This window comes from Luteibacter sp. NPDC031894 (genome assembly GCF_050273135.1).
Classification (GTDB): Bacteria; Pseudomonadota; Gammaproteobacteria; order Xanthomonadales; family Rhodanobacteraceae; genus Luteibacter.
The window spans coordinates 992534-1009525 of sequence record NZ_JBNNMV010000001.1 but is presented as its reverse complement, the minus strand read 5'-3'; the positions used below and the strand labels follow the sequence as shown (position 1 = coordinate 1009525).

17 protein-coding genes and 1 tRNA gene are annotated in these 16992 nt (G+C 66.7%); 16 read left to right on the top strand and 2 right to left on the bottom strand.

Annotation, left to right across the window (positions count from 1 at the left end; all coding sequences use genetic code 11):
• Positions 1–16 precede the first annotated feature (16 nt).
• A complete protein-coding gene (lolA, locus tag ACQKIE_RS04835; RefSeq protein WP_427456334.1) occupies positions 17–664 on the top strand; it encodes an outer membrane lipoprotein chaperone LolA in 648 nt (215 codons plus the stop codon).
• A 10-nt stretch (positions 665–674) separates the two neighbouring features.
• On the opposite strand, the gene ACQKIE_RS04830 is transcribed toward lolA, so the two are convergent.
• On the bottom strand, positions 675–3665 hold the full coding sequence (locus ACQKIE_RS04830; protein ID WP_427456332.1) for an ATP-binding protein: 2991 nt from the start codon (positions 3663–3665) through the stop codon (positions 675–677).
• Between the two features lie 111 nt (positions 3666–3776).
• Here ACQKIE_RS04830 and ACQKIE_RS04825 point away from each other — a divergent pair, with 111 nt between their 5' ends.
• From ACQKIE_RS04825 to ACQKIE_RS04755, 15 genes are all read left to right on the top strand, one after another.
• A complete protein-coding gene (locus tag ACQKIE_RS04825) occupies positions 3777–6491 on the top strand; it encodes a DUF2339 domain-containing protein (RefSeq protein ID WP_427456330.1) in 2715 nt (904 codons plus the stop codon).
• Positions 6481–7821, top strand: a complete 1341-nt coding sequence (locus tag ACQKIE_RS04820) for a DUF3999 family protein (protein ID WP_427456328.1) — start codon at positions 6481–6483, stop codon at positions 7819–7821. The genes ACQKIE_RS04825 and ACQKIE_RS04820 overlap by 11 nt, the downstream gene beginning before the upstream one ends.
• A gap of 75 nt (positions 7822–7896) precedes the next feature.
• The gene (locus tag ACQKIE_RS04815) at positions 7897–9228 is read left to right on the top strand and encodes a replication-associated recombination protein A (protein ID WP_427456326.1); all 1332 of its coding nucleotides are present in this window, start codon (positions 7897–7899) and stop codon (positions 9226–9228) included.
• Between the two features lie 229 nt (positions 9229–9457).
• Positions 9458–10111 (top strand): response regulator, encoded by a 654-nt coding sequence (locus ACQKIE_RS04810; protein ID WP_427456324.1) that lies wholly within the window; start codon positions 9458–9460, stop codon positions 10109–10111.
• Between the two features lie 115 nt (positions 10112–10226).
• Positions 10227–10787 (top strand): glycoside hydrolase family 108 protein, encoded by a 561-nt coding sequence (locus tag ACQKIE_RS04805; protein WP_427456322.1) that lies wholly within the window; start codon positions 10227–10229, stop codon positions 10785–10787.
• Between the two features lie 3 nt (positions 10788–10790).
• A complete protein-coding gene (locus ACQKIE_RS04800) occupies positions 10791–11309 on the top strand; it encodes a DUF2589 domain-containing protein (protein ID WP_427456320.1) in 519 nt (172 codons plus the stop codon).
• Between the two features lie 68 nt (positions 11310–11377).
• On the top strand, positions 11378–12031 hold the full coding sequence (locus tag ACQKIE_RS04795; RefSeq protein WP_427456318.1) for a DUF2589 domain-containing protein: 654 nt from the start codon (positions 11378–11380) through the stop codon (positions 12029–12031).
• A gap of 72 nt (positions 12032–12103) precedes the next feature.
• Positions 12104–12364, top strand: coding sequence for a hypothetical protein (locus tag ACQKIE_RS04790; protein WP_427456316.1), 261 nt, complete (start codon positions 12104–12106; stop codon positions 12362–12364).
• A gap of 5 nt (positions 12365–12369) precedes the next feature.
• A complete protein-coding gene (locus tag ACQKIE_RS04785; protein ID WP_427456314.1) occupies positions 12370–12813 on the top strand; it encodes a hypothetical protein in 444 nt (147 codons plus the stop codon).
• On the top strand, positions 12813–12983 hold the full coding sequence (locus ACQKIE_RS04780; protein WP_427456312.1) for a hypothetical protein: 171 nt from the start codon (positions 12813–12815) through the stop codon (positions 12981–12983). Before ACQKIE_RS04785 ends, ACQKIE_RS04780 begins: the two co-directional genes overlap by 1 nt.
• 36 nt (positions 12984–13019) lie before the next feature.
• A complete protein-coding gene (locus ACQKIE_RS04775) occupies positions 13020–13430 on the top strand; it encodes a hypothetical protein (RefSeq protein WP_427456310.1) in 411 nt (136 codons plus the stop codon).
• 151 nt (positions 13431–13581) lie between these two features.
• Positions 13582–14175 (top strand): hypothetical protein, encoded by a 594-nt coding sequence (locus tag ACQKIE_RS04770; protein ID WP_427456308.1) that lies wholly within the window; start codon positions 13582–13584, stop codon positions 14173–14175.
• Positions 14176–14285: 110 nt separating this feature from the next.
• Positions 14286–15566, top strand: coding sequence for a serine--tRNA ligase (serS, locus tag ACQKIE_RS04765; protein WP_427456306.1), 1281 nt, complete (start codon positions 14286–14288; stop codon positions 15564–15566).
• A 38-nt stretch (positions 15567–15604) separates the two neighbouring features.
• Positions 15605–15694 (top strand) — tRNA-Ser (locus ACQKIE_RS04760).
• 64 nt (positions 15695–15758) lie between these two features.
• Positions 15759–16145, top strand: coding sequence for a DUF6538 domain-containing protein (locus tag ACQKIE_RS04755; protein WP_427456304.1), 387 nt, complete (start codon positions 15759–15761; stop codon positions 16143–16145).
• Between the two features lie 160 nt (positions 16146–16305).
• On the opposite strand, the gene ACQKIE_RS04750 is transcribed toward ACQKIE_RS04755, so the two are convergent.
• Positions 16306–16992, bottom strand: a complete 687-nt coding sequence (locus ACQKIE_RS04750) for a hypothetical protein (protein WP_427456302.1) — start codon at positions 16990–16992, stop codon at positions 16306–16308.

Genomic DNA, 16992 nt, shown 5'->3' with positions numbered 1-16992 from the left:
CCCACGGAATCCGCCCATGAAACGTTTCCTGCTTGCCGCGACGCTGTCCCTGCTCAGCCTGCCTGCCTTCGCGGCGGGCCCGGCGCGCGAGCGCCTCGATACCTTCGCCAAGGGCATGCATTCGCTTGCCGGCCGTTTCACCCAGACGATGTCGAACGCCAACGGCGACGCCGGCAAGACCAGCTCGGGCACGATGGCCTTGCAGGCGCCGCGCCAGTTCCGTTGGGAAACCACGGCGCCGTACAAGCAGACCATCGTCGCCGACGGCAGCCGCGTATGGCTCTACGATCCGGACCTGGAACAGGTCACGGTACGCAAGCAGAGCAGCGAGGAAGCACAGAGCCCGCTCACGGTCCTCACCGACCTCTCGTTGCTCGACAAGGACTTCAAGGTGACGGAGCAGGGCGACCATGACGGCCTGCAATGGCTGCGCCTTACCTCCACGGGCAAGGACCCGCAGTTCGAATACGCCGACCTCGGCTTCGACGCCAACGGCCTCGCGCGCATGGTCTTCCGTGACCAACTCGGCAACACGACGCAGATCGGCTTCGCCGGCTGGAAGCGCAATGCCGACCTGCCGCCGGACACGTTCACCTTCGTACCACCCGCGGGCACCGACGTCATCGGCGACGCACCCGTCCTGCAGACGCAGCCGGTGAAGTAAGGGCACGCTCCTACGGATTTGCCTCGTACGCCACGCGGCCCGGAACCCTCAGCTTCACCACCACGCCGCGCTGCGGTGTCGACAGCACCTCGAGTCGTCCGCTCATCCGCGCGGCGCGTTCGCGCATGCCGACGAGGCCGAAGTGGTTGTCGCTTTTCGGTGACGCCGAGCCGACCGGGAATCCGTCACCGTCGTCTCGCACGCAGACTTTCAGGTAGCGCGTCGCGTACTCGATCGTGATGCGGATCGAACGGGCGTGGCTATGGTGCGCCGCGTTGAGGACCGCCTCGCGCACGATGCTGTGGACCTCGTCGACGACGAGGGGATTCAGCGGCCGCCGGTGGCCTGAGGGTGTGGCGAGGTGCACCGGCAATTCCAGTTCCTCGGTCACGGCCGCGATGCGCTGCTCCAGCGAGCCTTCCTCTTCGGCGTGGCTGCGCAGGCCTTTCACCCGGTCGCGGCCTTCCACCAGCAGTGCCTCCGCGCGGTCGATGGTCCGCTCGAGGGAAGCACGCGAACGATCGTCTTTTCCGAGGCCGTCGGCGAATGCCTGGAATCTCAGGATCAGGCCCTGCACACCTTGCAGCAAGGTGTCGTGGAGTTCGCGCGCGATGCGCTCGCGTTCGCGATGGCGTTCGTCCAGGCGCCAGCGCAGGCGTCGCGTCAGCAGCCGTACGCGCCAGCGGTGCGCGAGCCACGCGAGCAACGCGGCCACGACGACGCAGAAGACCTGGAAGGCCGTGCGCTCGAACAGGCGCGGCGCCACGCTTACGGCCAAGGGTTGCGAGCGACTCCAATGGCGGCCGTCATACGAGGCTTCCGCGTAGAAGGTGTAGTGGCCCGGCGCGAGGTCGGTGTAGATCGCCTCGCGACGCGAGCCGGCATCCTGGAAGGTGGCGTCCGCGCCTTCCAGGCGATAACGAAAGGCCAGGCCGCGCGACTGGCCGGGCGCCAGTGCGGTGTAAGCCACGCGGAGGTCGCGGTTGTCGTGCAAGGCCACCGTCGCTCCCGGGTCGAAGGTCGCGTCGCCCGAGATCACCGCACGGATCACGACCGGCGGCGGGGATGGCGGTGGCGGTTGCCGTAACGGATCGAGCCACGCCAGCCCCTGCGAGCCTGCGAACCAGAGGCGGCCATCGGCGGCGGCCAGGACGGTGGGCAGCGGTCGCACGAGTTGCACCGGTCCCGGTGCGCCGTCTTCCATCGTGAGGAGCCGGGTCGGCGCGGGGACGGAAGGTCGATCGAGCGCGGCCTGCCAGGCTTCCGCGCTGAAGCGGATCACGCCGGCGACGCCGTACGCCCACACGCAGCCGTCCTTGCTTTGCACGATGCCGGTGATGGCATCCAGGCGCCCCGGCGTTTGCGGGGCCACCGAGCGGAAGCGCTCGCCATCGAAGAAGGAAAGACCGCGCTCCGAGCCCACCACGAGGCGTCCGCCGATCGTGGCAATGGACGCGATAGGCCCTTGCCCCAGACCGTCCGCGGCGGCGAAGCGGCGCAAGCGGTTACCGTCGAGCATGGCGATCGTGCCGTCGAGGTAGCCGAACCAGGCCCTGCCGGCCGGATCGACGTGGATCACGGATGGCGCGAGGGCGGGGAACGTCGCGACGGTCGACGCCGGCAACCAGCCGTCGCTTCCTTGCATGTACACACCGCGCAGCCGGAGCGAAATCCACAGACGACCGTGGCCGTCGCGCGCGATCGCCTGGACGATCGTGCGGCGCCGTTCGGCGTCGTCGGGCAGCGGGACAGGAAGCGGTGTGCCATCGCGCATGTGCCAGAGCTTGCCGTTGCCGCCCAGCCAGACGGAGCCATCGGCATCGCGATACGCCGAATTCACCGCGCCCTCGAAGCCGGGCACCGGCGCGGGATCCGGCGTGAGCTTCCAGAGCATGTCGGGATAGGCGGTACGCGCGGCGGTGCCGGTCCACGTGCGTCCTTCACCGTCTTCCACCAGCGCGAAATACACCTCCAGCTTCGGAAAGCGCACACGCGTGAGCCAGCTGTCGCGGAAGGTGTCGAGGCCCACCTTCGTGCTCACCCATATATGGCCGTCGCGATCCTCCATCAGGGTCATCGTGGCCTGCGACGTCATGCCGAGGTTGTCCGTGTACGTCTGCATACGCGGCTCTTCGACATCGCCCGTCGTCGTCGCGCCAACGTACTTGCCGGCCATGCGACAGAGGTTCGCCTCGCAGGCGACGGTCCAGAGATTGCCGTCCCGGTCGAACGTCGTGGTCGTGCCGTTGGCACGGCGGGATGTGGCATGGGCGTAGGGACGGCCCCACTCGCCGGGAAGCGGGCGGATGCCTGCGTTGGTGCGCAGCCACACGCTGCCGTCGGGGTTGTTCAGCAGGTGCCCCGGATACGCGTTCGGGATGTGCGCGTCCTCGAAGCGCGCGGCTCCCTTGCGCAGCAGGTAGACAGCGTCCTTTGTCGTGACCCAGAGGTTGCCGCGCGCGTCCTCGAGGAACTGGTCGACCGCCTCGGGGATGCCGGACGCCGCCGATACCTCGTTCCATCGCGTGCCGTCGAAGCGATACAAGCCCGTCTCGGTGGAAGCCCAGAGGCGGCCTTCGCCGTCGCTACCGAACTCATCGACGGCGACAAGGTCGGGCAGCCCCTCGGTCGCACCGTAGAGGGTGACCTCGCCAGCCCGTACACGCGCCAGACCGCCATAGGCACGGCTGACCCACAGATCGCCGCCTGGTGCCGCGTAGATGGTCCACGTGGCTTCGCTGCCGTTGCTTCCCGGCGGCAGGAGCCGGACCTTCTCGAAGACGAACCCGTCGTAGCGGTACAGGCCCATCCGCGTGCTCATCCAGAGCCAGCCATCCTCGGTCTGCGCCATCGACGCCGCGCCACCCGGTGCGCCGTCTTCGGCGCGCAGAGGGGTGTGGTGCAGTTGCGCAAGGCTCCGTTCGGGATCGGTCGCCACCGCCGTCGCGCTCCAGCCGGCCAGCACGACCATGAAAAGCATGAGGCGGCAGAGGTGGGTCATCGATCGGTATCGGCGGGAGCGTCGGAGTGTCCATGATGGACTGTCGGTCCACAAAATACTGCGGTTCATGCCAGACTCCGCCCAACATCGGATGTGTTGGGGAGCAAGGGCATGTATCTCGTATGGGCCATCGTCGGGGCGGTCGTCGGCGCCTTCGTGGGTGAGGGCGTCGCCGGGGGCGTGGCGGGATTCGCCATCGGTTTCCTTTGGGGACGCACCTCGCAATTGCGTCGCGATCTCGACGAGGCGCGCCGGCTCATCGATGGCGCCCAGCCGCTGCGCGCGCAGGAGCCGACCGCAGCGGCCTCCGAACCCCCACCGCTCCAGCGTCCGCACGAGCCCTGGGCAGCCATGCCCGAACCCGCGCAGCGCCGCACACAGGCAACCGCGCCCGAGCCCCGGTCCCCAGCCTCGGTGGGAGCCGACCCTGTCGGCGATACGGCCTCGCCACCACCGCCACCCCTGCCTAGCGGGCCAACACTGGCAGACCGCCTCACCGCCGCCATCAAACGCTGGTTTACCGAAGGCAACGTGCCGGTGAAGGTGGGCATGCTGGTGCTGTTCGCCGGCGTCGCCGCGTTCCTCAAATACGCCGCCGACCAGGGCCTCTTCCGCGTCCCGGTATCGGTACGCCTCAGCCTCGTGGCCCTCGTGGCGATCGCGGGTGCGGCGTTCGGTTGGTGGCAGCGCGACAAGCGCCGCGCCTTCGCGCTCTCGTTGCAGGGTGGCGCCATCGGCGTGCTGGTCATGACCGTTTTCGCGGCGTACCGCCTGTACGGATTGCTGCCGGCCGGCTGGACGTTCGCCTTGCTGATCGTCTTCGTCGGCGCACTCGGTGTGCTCGCCGTATTGCAGGACGCGATGGCGCTCGCCGTTCTCGGCCTGGTCGCGGGCTTCGCCGCGCCGATCATCGCGTCGACGGGCGAGGGCAACCACGTCGCCTTGTTCTCGTACTACGCGGTGCTCAACCTCGGCATCCTCGGCATCGCCTGGAAGCGTGCGTGGCGCGTGCTCAACGTGCTCGGTTTCGTCGCGACGTTCGGCGTGGGAACGGCGTGGGGCGTGCTGCGTTACCGGTCGGACCTGTTCGCCAGCACGGAACCGTTCCTCATCCTGCATTTCGTGCTTTACCTCGCGGTGCCATGGCTGCACGTGCTGCGCTCGCCCAACCGGGGGCGCGCCATCCTCGACGGCTGCCTGATGTTCGGCAATCCCATCGCGTGCCTGCTGTTGCAAGGCGCGCTGCTGGACTGGCGGCCGATGCCGCTCGCGCTCTCGGCGCTGGTGGCCGCGGCAATCTACGTGGCCATCGCCTTCGCGATTCGCCGTCGCGACGACATGTCGCTGTTGCGGGAGACCTGGGCTGTCCTTGCCGTGGCCTTCGCGACGATCGCGGTGCCGCTGGCGTTGAGTGCCAGCGTCACGGCGAGTGTGTTCGCGCTGGAAGGCGCGGGGCTTATCTGGCTCGGTTTCCGCCAGGGCCGCCGCCTGCCTCGCTGGGCCGGTGTGTTCCTGCAAGTCGCGGCAGGCGTCGCGTGGGTGATCGCCTCGTTGTTCCACCAGCATTCGCTCGACACGCCGCTGCTCAATGCGTCGCTGATCGGCAGCGTCTTGCTGGTCGTCGGTGCAGGCATCGGCGTGTGGCAGTTCGACCGGCACGGCGTATCGCGCGGTGTGTCGAGCCTGGCGCGCATCGGTCTGCTGGTCTGGGCGGTGCTCTGGTGGCTGGTCGGTTTCGCGAACGAGATCGATGCGTTCGTGACCGAGCAGGCTCCCGAGGCGGCGAGCTGGCTCGCCTTGCTGTCGGTGAGCGGATGCCTCCTCGCGCTGGCGTGTCCGTTGGCGCGCAAGCTCGATCTGGGCGTCGTGCTGGCGTTCGCGCTGCCGCTCTTCCTCTTCGGTGGCATGGTCGTCGTGCTCTCGGCCGCGAATGCAGGCATCCAGTGGCTGGCCGGCTGGCCGTTGGCGAGCGTGGTGCTGATGGCCGTGACGGGATGGTTCGCCTTGCGCGGCGTGTCCTCGCATCGGATCGCTGCCGTGGCGGCAAGTACCGTGTGGTGGGTGCGCTGGTTGGCGGTGTTCACGGCCGCGATCGCGATCGCACTCGACAGCGCGCCCCGGCTGGGCGAGGGCTGGCACCTGCTGGCGCGCGCCATGCCAACGCTGTTGCTGGCCGCGCTGGTGCTGTGGGGCGTGCGCTGGTTGGCATCGCCGTTGCGGGAACATGCGCGTGACATACGCCACGCCGTCGGTGCGTGCGTCGCCCTCGCCATGGTCGCGGCGGGAGCGGTCGCACTCGGGACGGCCGGTAGCGCATTGCCGTTGCCTTTCGTGCCGGTGCTCAATCCGGTCGACCTGTTGTTGATCGCGGTGCTGTTGTTCGTGGCGCGCGCGCTCTCCGACGAGACACTGCCGCGCGAAGTGCGCGTCACGCGTCCGGCGATCCTGGCCGCGTTGTTCTTCATCGCCGCGACCAGCATGACGCTGCGCGCGGTCCACCACCTGGGCGGCGTGCCGTGGAACGGGGCGATGAGCGGGTCGAGCCTCGCCGAACTGTCGCTCACCGTCGTGTGGAGCGCGATCGGTGTCGTCGCGTGGGTGCTCGGTTCGAAGCGCGGGCAGCGGTTGCTCTGGCTCGCCGGCGCCGCGACCATGGCGCTCGTGCTGCTCAAGTTGCTGATCGTGGATCGCGCGCACCTGGGCAACCTGTTCGGCATCGCCTCGTTCATGGCTTATGGCCTGCTTTGCACCGTCATCGGTTACCTCGCCCCCGCGCCGCCGCGCCTGGCGGCCGTGGAGCCTTCGGAGTCTTCGCATGCGTCGTGACTGGCGTCGTTGTCTGCTTGTTTTTGGTGTGATCGCGATGGCCGCGCGTGCGGAAGCGCCACCGTCCTTCGCCGTGGCTTATCCGCTGAACGTGCAGCCCGGCTCGAAAGCGTATGTCGTCGAGCTACCGCAGGATGCTTATGCGTGGGCCAGCCGCGACGCCGGGCTCGGGGATGTGGTCGTCGTCGACAAGCAGGGTCGTCAGGTGGCGGCTGGCCTGTACAGCCCGGCGGCGCCGACCTCACACCCGGTGACCCTCGACGCACGCTTGCTTGCCGTGCCACAAAGTGCCGGCGGCATCGCGGGCGCGCGCATCCAGCGCAGCATCCAGGGCGACATCCTCATCGTTCCCGGCGCCGCGGCCGTCACCGGCGCGCCGCGCGACTGGCTGTTCGACGCGCGCCAACCGATCGCCCCCGAGCGCATCGCTTTCGCACCGTCGGCCCAGGACATGGACCTCCGGGTCGACATCGACGCCAGCACCGACCTGCAGGAATGGACGCCGCTCGTGCGCGGCGCCACCGTCGTCACGCTCGGCAAGGGCGATGGCGCCGTGGATGCACGCGTGGTGAAGCTCGCCGGCGACGCGGCACGCTACTACCGCGTGCGCGTGACCCGGGGCGAAGCCCCCTGGGCCGACGACGCCAGCGCCACGGTGACGCTATCCGGCACGGTCGAAGACGTCGCGGCAAGGGACGAGGCGTCGCGTCGCTGGCTCGACCTTGCCGCGACCGGCACCACGCAGAGCGGGCAGGGCGTCGACTATGACTACCGCTTGCTGGCGGCGCTGCCAGTCACCGCGTTGCGTGCAAGGCTTGGCAGGGGAGACATCGTGGCGCGCTTCGACGCCATCGGAATCCAGGGAGCGATGACCGGCGAACAGCTCGGCACGCTGGTGGTGACGTCGCCGCAGGACGATAGCGCGCACACGCTCGACGTCGCCGCGGGTCGGCGCGACGTCCTGCGCCTGCATTCGGCGACGCCGTTGCGCGAACCGCCGCACCTGCTGGTGGGTTGGCAGCCGGACCGCATCGTGTTCCTCCCCGAGGGCGACGCGCCTTACCGCCTCCTGGTCGGCAGCCATTCGGCGCGTCGCGCCGCCTGGCCCATCGATGACGCGATCGCAGCCTTGCGCAAGGCTGCCGGCCCTGACTGGCGCCCCGAGCGGGCCACCACGGGCACGCTCGAGGCACTGGACGGCCAGAAGGCGCTGGACGCCGCCGATGCGCCCTTCGACTGGACCCGGCCGCTGCTCTGGGTCGTCCTCCTGCTCGGGGCCGCCGTCGTGGCCGCCATGGCTGCCAGCCTCCTGCGCAAACCCAGGACCTGACGCCGGAAGCCGCCCCTTGAGGCACCGTGCACGCCAGAAGGGCGATAATGTCCCATTGTCGCCCGCCTTGGTCCCATGTCTTTCCAGTCCCCCGGTCTGTTCGCCGAACCCGAAGCCCTGAAACCGCTGGCCGAGCGCATGCGTCCGCGCGCGCTCGACGAGATCGTGGGGCAGCAGCGCGTGGTCGGCGAGGGCAAGCCGTTGCGCCGTGCGCTGGAAGCGGGGCGCGTCCATTCCATGATCCTCTGGGGTCCGCCCGGGTGCGGCAAGACGACGCTAGCCTTGCTGGTGGCCCGATACGCGGACGCTGACTTCCGCGCGATTTCCGCGGTGATGAGCGGCCTGCCGGACGTGCGCAAGGCGCTGGCGGAGGCCGAGGGCAACTTCGCCCAGGGGCGGCGCACCGTGCTGTTCGTGGACGAGGTGCACCGCTTCAACAAGGCACAGCAGGATGCCTTCCTGCCGCACATCGAACGAGGCGTGATCATCTTCGTCGGCGCCACGACGGAGAATCCGTCCTTCGAACTCAACTCCGCCTTGCTCTCGCGCTGTCGTGTGCACGTGCTCGATGCCGTGGGGCCCGACGACATCGTCGCCGCGCTCCATCGCGCCCTCGACGACAAGGAGCGTGGCCTGGGCGAACTGGGCCTATCGGTCGAGGATGCATCGCTCAAGCTCATCGCGAGTGCCGCCGATGGCGATGTGCGTCGTGCGCTCACCCTGCTGGAAATCGCCGCCGAACTCGCCGAGGACGGTCGCATCGACGACACGACGCTCGAGCAGGTGCTCGCCGATCGCACGCGCCGATTCGACAAGAGCGGCGAGCAGTTCTACGACCAGATATCGGCACTGCACAAATCGGTGCGTTCGTCGGATCCCGACGCCGCGGTGTACTGGCTTACCCGCATGCTCGACGGTGGCTGCGATCCGCTGTACCTCGCTCGCCGGATGACGCGCATGGCAGTGGAAGACGTGGGCTTGGCCGAGCCGCGCGCCTGGCGCATGGCTCTCGATGCCTGGGACACGTACGAACGCCTCGGCAGTCCCGAAGGCGAACTCGGCCTCGCGCAGTTGGCGATCTGGCTCGCCATCTCGCCCAAGAGCAACGCCGCCTACATGGCGTACAACAAGGCGCGCGCCACCGTGAAGCAGATGGGCAGCCTAGACGTGCCCATGCACCTGCGCAACGCGCCCACCAAGCTCATGAAGGGCCTTGGCTACGGCAGCGGTTACCAGTACGACCACGACGCCGAAGGTGGCGTCGCGCTCAGCCAGCAATGCCTTCCCGACGAGCTCGCCAGCATGACGTTCTATGAGCCGGTCGATCGCGGCCTCGAAGTGAAGTTGCGCGAGAAGCTCGACGCGTTGCGCGCCGCGCGTGCTCTCGCACGCGGCGAAAAGCGCTGATGCGACACGCGTAGCAGTTCGGCAACGCAGCTCGAAAAATCAGCATTTGGCTGATACGGCCGGTGGGTCGCCGCGGCATACCGTGGCGCTTCCATCCACCGACTGGAGCAGGCCGGTTGGGGAGTCGACAAGGGTAGGGGCCCAGGATGCATTCCCAAGAGCACACCACTGCCAGGCGCGGCGGTGACTTCCGTCGTGTAGCCGACGGGGCGCTCGTTGAGCGTGCCCAATGACGCGGGTCACCGTTTTGCTGGCCGATGAACAGGCACTGCTCAGGGAGAGCGTCGCCGCGTTGCTGGCCGGTTCGCCGCGCTACGAAGTCATCGGCAGCACCGCCGACGGACGCGACTGCGTACGCAGCGCCTTGCGTTGCCAGCCGAGCCTCATCGTGTTCGATTGCGCGATGCGCGGACTGAGCGGATTGGAGGCCATCAGGCGCATCGTCCCGCGCTGCCCGCAGACGCGGCTGCTCTGCCTGTCGGCCTACGAAGACTCACGATGGGTCAGGGCCGCCTTCGATGCCGGCGCACACGGTTACGTGTTGAAACGCGACGGTTTCATCGTGCTGCACGATGCCATCGACAGCGTATTGCGCGGACGCTACTTCATCAGTCCCGACATCGCCCACCTGCTGGTGGGTGGACTGCGACGTCACGACGGGCCGGCCTTCGCACAGGGCGAGGTCCTCAGTGCGCGGGAGCGCGAGGTCACGCAACTTTTCGCGGAAGGACTCAGCGCGCGCGACATCGCGGAACGCCTGCACGTCAGCGTGAAGACCGTGGGCACGCACCGCGAACACATCATGGCGAAGCTAGGCATCAGCGGCATCGCGAAACTCACGCGCTATGCACTGCGCGAAGGCTTGACGACCCTCGAGCAGTGAGCGGCAATCAGCATGCGGCGTCACGGTAATCAGCATTTTCCGGATGCCGCGCGCGGGGACGCAAGCGGAGAGTAACCGCACCGGCGCTACCGCGCCGAACCAGGAGACCACGTCCATGGCCGACTTCGACCGCTTCTTCCCCACGTTGCTCAAGCATGAAGGCGGATTCGTCAACGATCCCGTCGATCCGGGCGGTGCCACCAACAAGGGCGTGACCCTCGCGACGTTCAAGCAGTGCGCGCAGAGCCTGCTCAACATCGAGCCGACCCTGGCCAACCTGAAAGGCCTGACCGATGCGCAGGCGGCCACTATCTACAAGGCCCTGTACTGGGACAAGGTGTGCGGCGACAAGCTGCAGCCGCAAGAACTCGCGAACATCGTCTTCGACTTCCAGGTCAACGCCGGCGCCAACGCCGCGCGACTCCTGCAGCGCGTGCTCAACAATCTCGGGGCGATGCCGCAGATTACCGTGGACGGCGTCATCGGGCGCGGCACCTTGGCAGCCATCGCGAAGACGGACCCGCAGAAGCTATACATCGCATACAAGAAGGGTCGCAAGGACTACTACATCAACCTGGTGAACCAACGCCCCGCGCTGGGCAAGTTCCTGAAGGGGTGGCTGGCACGCGTCGATTCCTTCCCGGACCAACTCCGCTCCGCCCAGGGAGGTGACTGAGCCATGGCCGCGCAGACCTCGCTCAACACGCTGATAGCCGCCATCGCCAGCGCCGTGGTCGATGCGCAAGACCGCATCGAGCAGCACCAGATGTCGCATCTGAGCGACTTCTTCGACGAAGACAACCGTCCGAAGAGCGTCGTGATCCGCATGCCGTCGCTGCACCCGAAGGCCGGTGAACAGGACGAAGACCTCTACCGTGCGCCGATCCTGCCGTTGGTGTCGACCAACGTGCTGCGCATCAAGGAGGTGGAAATCACCTTCGATGCCGACATCGGGCCGCTGGTGGAGGGCGACGTGCCTGCGGAGACGCATGTCGAGCCCGGTTGGAAAGGAAAGTCCCCGGCCGCGCGACCGCACCTGAGCGTGGACCCGAGCGCGGGTGGCAACGATCGCAAGTCCGGCAGCGTGCACGTGGTGCTGCGCGTGGAAGGCAGCGAGCCCACCGACGGCGCGGCGCGACTCATGAACCACCTGTCGCAGACGCAAGGGGTCTTCAAGACGTTCAAACCGGGCGACTAAGGGGTCGGCCGCGTTGAACCGCGGTGGGCACATCGCCCGTCGCGTCGCACATCACAAGGAGTCACATCATGGCTGACGAACTCGTCAATATGTCGAGCCAGTTCAAGGGCCTGCCCATGGGCGACCTGATCGGCTCGCCGCTCAGCGCCGCCTGCGAAGCGCAAGTGAAGCTGGCCCAGGCCACCGCGGATTTCATCAAGGTCATCGGTTTCATGCCGCCGGCCGCGAACGATCCGACTGGCGTGGGTGCCACCCGTACCGCGCAGTTTCGCTTCAAGCGTCCCGTCGACGATCCGACCACCGCGGGTGGCATCGCCGAGGAAGACGTCGAGCTCGAAGTGCCGCTGCTTGCCATCGTGAAGGTCCCGAACCTCAGCGTCACGAAGGTGGACATCACCTTCGACATGGAAGTGAAGTCGTCTTTCAGTCAGGTCGAAAGCGAGGACAAGAAGGGCGAGTTCGGTGCCGAGATGTCCATTGGCTGGGGCATCTTCAAGGCGACGGCGCACGTGTCCGGGTCGGTCGCCACGCACAAGGAAAACACCCGCACGTCGGACAATTCCGCGAAGTACCACGTGGAAGTGCATGCCGAAGACAACGGTATGCCGGAAGGCCTGGCGCGTGTCATGGACATCCTCCAGACGGCCTGCGCCCCGCGCCGGATCAGTCCGCCGACGGCGGTGCCAGCCACGGACCCGAAGGAAACCACCGACGTTACGTGATCACCGGTGCTTCGTTCCACGTTCCGATCGCGGCGTCCGTGAGGCCGTCGCGATTATTTCCGGGAGAAGAGGATGTTCGACCTGACCGACGTGAAGTTCGTGAAACGCGTGGTTGTCGGTAGCGACAACCCGAACCAGATGACCAGCGAGACGCAGATCGAGGAAGCGCGCGCCTTGCTCAACCGCTGCCTGACCGACACGCCGAAGGGCGCCATCATCGGCGTCGAGAAGAGCTTCACGATCTTGCAGATCGGCGAGCACCAGGTGGTGCTGCAATGGCTGTCCTACCACGTGGGGTTTCCACGCAAGCCGGTCTGGCTGGGCGAGGGGTAGGGCCCATGGCTACCTGCACCTTCAACCAATTGCTTTATGCGCTGCGCGTCTCGGTCGAAGCGGCCAACGAGTCCTTGCACCGCCGCCGCCTGATGCAGTACGCGGCGGGCGATGCCGGTGGGCAGGCGCTGCACGTGGAAGTGCCGCGCGATTCTGCTTTCGACGCGCCGCTCGAATCCGTCGTCATTCCCTTGAACTGGTTTCGCGACCCGCACGTGCCGCTGGTGACGGAGTTTTCCGTGGCCTTCGACTGCCGCCTACGCTACGAGCGCGGCAGTAGCGCGGCAACGGGAGGGCTGGTGATCGACATGCGCCTGCCACGCCTTTCCTGGTTTCGTCGCCGGCCGCTGCACCGTATGCGCATCGCGTTTCGCGCGAGCGAGGCCTGGCAGCCGAACGTGTCGCTCGACGGGCGGGTGGTGAACCTGCCCATGGCGGGGAGGGGGTGATGGAAAAGCTCTCCCGGTTGCAGGTCCCGCCCGAGTGGGAAGCCGCATTGATCGCCTGCCTCGACGTGCCGCCGCGGCGTCCGCGCGAGCGTCGGTGGGTGTTGATCGTGTGCCTCGTGCTCGTCGTTTTCGCCGGTATCGCCGGCATCGCGGTGTGGGTCGGTCGCTAGACCGAGCCTCGCCATCCACCACGTAAGGAGACCACCATGTATACGCGTAACGTAGGAACCCTCGGCCTTGCCGCGCTGCTTTGCCTGTTGAGCGCGACTGCCTTCGCCGGGCAGCCGGATGGCGTGTGGAAGGGCAGCGTGCAGAGGGGAAAGGCCAGTCCGGTGCCGATGGACATACGGTTCGACGGCAAGGGCGGCAACGTCCACTTCGGTTCGCCCTATCGCTGTGCCGTTCCGCTGGAGAGCGGTGGCGATGATGCCGGTTCGACCTACATCTTCGGCACCTCGGGCAATGGTGGCGGTTTCTGCGATGGCCTGGCGGATGCGAAGCTCCAGGTAAAGCAGGGCAGCGATGCCAAGGTCCTGGTCGTGACGTTCGAATCAGTCGGGCTGACCGGGCGCGGCAGTTGGAGCGGCACGCTCCGCCAGGACAAGCCCAGCCCGTAAGGGAGGCCGCCATGGCTCCCCGATTCGCCGGCCCAGGTACAGGCCGGCGTCTCGTTCCTCATCGCCCGTTCCCTGCCCCTGCCAAAAGTCCGATACCGGCGGGCCCGCCGCAGTCGTACGCTCGGGCCACCATCCTGGGGAGGAGAGGACCATGCGTATCGCCATTGCGACCCTGATCGGCGGCCTGGTGATGTTTTTCTGGGGTGCGTTCGCGCACATGGTCCTGCCACTGGGCGAGCTGTCCATGCGGGCGCCCACGAACGAGGACACCGTCCTGACGGCCCTGCGGGAAGGCCTCCCGGCGGAACATGGGATCTACATGCTGCCGCACTTCGATTCGGCCATGCACGGCAACGACCAGGCGATGAAGACGTACTCGCAGAAGGCCATGGCCAATCCCTATGCCTTCATCGTCTACGCGCCCAGCGGAAAAGACCCGCTGGCGATGGGCAACAACCTGTTCCACCAGTGGCTCTCCGACACACTCGCCGCCCTGATGGTGGCCCTCGTGCTGGTCCGCGCCGCGGGGCTCGGTGTCGTGCGCGGCCTCTGCATCGGCCTGGCTTTCGGTGTGTTTACCTGGCTCTCGATGAGCGTGCCGTACTGGAACTGGTATCGGTTCCCGGGGGCGTTCACTGCTGGAACGCTGGTTGAGCAGGCCTTTGGTTGGTTGTTGGCTGGGGCCGCCATGGGGTGGTGGCTGGGGCGGAAGGCGCATCCGGCCACGATCAAGCCCATGGCCTGACCTTATCCACGCCATAACACCTCACGTCGTCCCTGCGCAGGCAGGGACCCAGCGTCTTCCGCCCCGAATTTGCGATAATCCCGCATTCGATACCCACGGAAGCCAAGAACATGCTGGATCCCGCCCTCCTGCGCGGCCGCCTCGCCGAAACGGCAGAACGCCTCCGCGCCGCCCGGAACTTCGACCTCGACGTGGCCACGATCGAACGCCTCGAATCCGAGCGCAAGGCGCTTTCCACCGAGACGCAGGAGCTGCAGAACCTGCGCAACACCCGTTCCAAGGCCATCGGCCAGGCCAAGGCCAAGGGCGAGGACGTCGCGCCGCTGATGGCCGAGGTCGCCGGCATTGGCGACAAGCTCAAGGCCAACGAGCATGCCCTCGCTGACGTCCAGGCCAAGCTCGCCGAGATCTCCCTCGGTATCCCGAACCTCCCGGACGAATCCGTGCCCGTCGGCAAGGACGAGAACGACAACGTCGAACTCGTCCGCTGGGGTCACCCGCGCCCGTTCGACTTCCCGGTCAAGGACCACGTCGACCTCGGCGAACGTCACGGTTGGCTGGATGCCGAAGCCGGCTCGAAACTCTCCGGTTCGCGCTTCACCGTCCTCCGCGGCCAGCTCGCGCACCTGCACCGCGCGCTCGCGCAGTTCATGCTCGACCTGCACACGACCCAGCACGGCTACCTCGAACACAACGTGCCGCTGATCGTGAATGCCAACGCGATGGAAGGCACCAGCCAGCTGCCGAAGTTCGAGGAAGACCTCTTCGGCACCCAGGTGGGCGATACCAAGCGCTACCTGATTCCCACGGCCGAAGTGGCCCTGACCAACCTCGTGCGCGAGAGCATCGTCGAAGCCGACGAGCTGCCGCTGCGGATGACTGCGCACTCCATGTGTTTCCGCGCCGAGGCGGGGAGCTACGGGCGAGATACGCGCGGGATGATTCGGCAGCACCAGTTCGAGAAGGTGGAGATGGTGCAGATTGCCACCGCCGAAACCAGCTTCCAGCAGCTGGAGGAGATGGTCGGGCACGCCGAGGCTGTGCTGCAGGCGCTGAAGTTGCCGTATCGGAAGGTGCAGCTATGCACTGGCGATATGGGGTTTGCGGCGGCCAAGACGTACGACCTCGAGGTTTGGCTGCCCAGCCAGAATACCTACCGTGAGATCAGCAGCTGTTCCAACTGCACGGATTTCCAGGCGCGACGGATGCAGGCTCGGTGGCGCAACCCGGCTACCGGCAAGCCGGAGTTGGTGCATACGCTAAATGGGTCCGGGTTGGCCGTGGGGCGGACGCTCGTCGCGGTGATGGAGAATTTCCAGCAGGCGGATGGGTCGATTGAGGTGCCTGAGGTGTTGCGGCCTTATATGGCGGGGATTGAAGCTATCGCCTGAGGTACAATCGGGCGCGCCGGGGTAGGGCGACAAAATACGGAGAGATGGCCGAGTGGTTTAAGGCAGCAGTCTTGAAAACTGCCGTAGGTGTAAGCCTACCGTGGGTTCGAATCCCACTCTCTCCGCCAGCCTGAACTCTCTGCCAAACGATTCCAAGCTGCTGATTCTTACGGACCGAAAATCGGGAGAAAAGTGGCGTTTGGTCAATCCGGTTGGTCACTCCGCCATGCCGATTCGCCTTGCGCACCCCTTCTGCGTCACCCATCTGGCACCTTCCATTTTCGCCTTGTCGTCCCGGCGGATCTTCGCGCTACGTTCGGGAAAAAGATCGTCAAGATCTCCCTATGGCCCAAAGACCCGGCCGCGGCTCGGGCGTATCGCGCCGTGCACATCCGCGTCGCATTGGAAGGGCTTCCTGCGGACATGCCCTTGTCCGTCCAGGTTGCCGACCTCCTCGATCGTTACTTGGATCGAGAGGGTGGGTTCGGTCGCGACCCAGCGAAACCCCGCGGCAGCTGCTTGCCGCACTTGCTCAGCACGTTTATAGAGACCCTAAAGCACTGGTGGTGGCACCAGTGACGGTGGCGCATCAGACAAAGCGTAAGCGTCTGTGCTACCACCTCTTAAGGTGAGGGCCTGAGGCGTCGTTTCGACGGGCTCAAACCGGCCTTCGTGGACAGAGCAATCACGCCTCGTGGAACACTAGTCAAGAACGATGGATGCGGCGGAACGCTATAAGTTAAGGCGTATCCTTCGGCGCTCGTGCTTTTCGCGGAGCCCCGCGCGCTACCTTCCGCGCACTATGGATAGCCAGCACGTTGCGGACAAACCGTATGGCTGTGGCGCGAGCGGCCAAGGCAGCCCCTAGATACTGGACCAGAAACAGCAGCGCGGAAGCCTTCGCGCCCGGCGCGTTGTGGACCCACCACCAGAACAGCGCTGGCACCACAACCAACAGGAGCGCCGAAAGGGTCGCCAGGTCGCGGAAAAGCAAGAACGAACGCTGGCTTTCGGCGACAGACGGCTCGGATTCCACGTCTTTGTAGAGCGCATACCAGCGTGTGTTCTGAGCGCGTGGCTCGGTTGGAAATGTCCCCACGTGCCGGCGCAGTTGATCCAGGTCGATACGGGGATCGGCCGGCGCGTGGACCGAGAATGCACGGCACGCTGGTAACGGATCACTCCATCGCCAGAACACCAGCACATATTTCCAGCGGCCGCTCGGTATTGCGGTCAGCACCAACGCGGGAAGCGGCAGCAATGCGGCGAGTGCGCCGCGCCAGCTGAGCGCCGCCTCCGGGGTAAGGCGGGTCATCGCCTGGGGGAACGTGGCAAGCGCCAGCAGGAGAACATCCAGGACGAGTGCTGCGACCAACCAAGGCAGGGTGCGCGGCTTGAGCATTGCGGCGGGTTTCGATTCCGACAT

Coding starts and splice junctions, on each gene's coding strand:
- serS (WP_427456306.1), top strand. CDS start 14,286: ATGCTGGATCCCGCCCTCCTGCGCGGCCGCCTCGCCGAAACGGCAGAA.
- ACQKIE_RS04800 (WP_427456320.1), top strand. CDS start 10,791: ATGGCCGCGCAGACCTCGCTCAACACGCTGATAGCCGCCATCGCCAGC.
- ACQKIE_RS04790 (WP_427456316.1), top strand. CDS start 12,104: ATGTTCGACCTGACCGACGTGAAGTTCGTGAAACGCGTGGTTGTCGGT.
- lolA (WP_427456334.1), top strand. CDS start 17: ATGAAACGTTTCCTGCTTGCCGCGACGCTGTCCCTGCTCAGCCTGCCT.
- ACQKIE_RS04830 (WP_427456332.1), bottom strand. CDS start 3,665: ATGACCCACCTCTGCCGCCTCATGCTTTTCATGGTCGTGCTGGCCGGC.
- ACQKIE_RS04750 (WP_427456302.1), bottom strand. CDS start 16,992: ATGTCGGAATCGAAACCCGCCGCAATGCTCAAGCCGCGCACCCTGCCT.
- ACQKIE_RS04810 (WP_427456324.1), top strand. CDS start 9,458: ATGACGCGGGTCACCGTTTTGCTGGCCGATGAACAGGCACTGCTCAGG.
- ACQKIE_RS04785 (WP_427456314.1), top strand. CDS start 12,370: ATGGCTACCTGCACCTTCAACCAATTGCTTTATGCGCTGCGCGTCTCG.
- ACQKIE_RS04820 (WP_427456328.1), top strand. CDS start 6,481: ATGCGTCGTGACTGGCGTCGTTGTCTGCTTGTTTTTGGTGTGATCGCG.
- ACQKIE_RS04780 (WP_427456312.1), top strand. CDS start 12,813: ATGGAAAAGCTCTCCCGGTTGCAGGTCCCGCCCGAGTGGGAAGCCGCA.
- ACQKIE_RS04775 (WP_427456310.1), top strand. CDS start 13,020: ATGTATACGCGTAACGTAGGAACCCTCGGCCTTGCCGCGCTGCTTTGC.
- ACQKIE_RS04825 (WP_427456330.1), top strand. CDS start 3,777: ATGTATCTCGTATGGGCCATCGTCGGGGCGGTCGTCGGCGCCTTCGTG.
- ACQKIE_RS04795 (WP_427456318.1), top strand. CDS start 11,378: ATGGCTGACGAACTCGTCAATATGTCGAGCCAGTTCAAGGGCCTGCCC.
- ACQKIE_RS04770 (WP_427456308.1), top strand. CDS start 13,582: ATGCGTATCGCCATTGCGACCCTGATCGGCGGCCTGGTGATGTTTTTC.
- ACQKIE_RS04815 (WP_427456326.1), top strand. CDS start 7,897: ATGTCTTTCCAGTCCCCCGGTCTGTTCGCCGAACCCGAAGCCCTGAAA.
- ACQKIE_RS04805 (WP_427456322.1), top strand. CDS start 10,227: ATGGCCGACTTCGACCGCTTCTTCCCCACGTTGCTCAAGCATGAAGGC.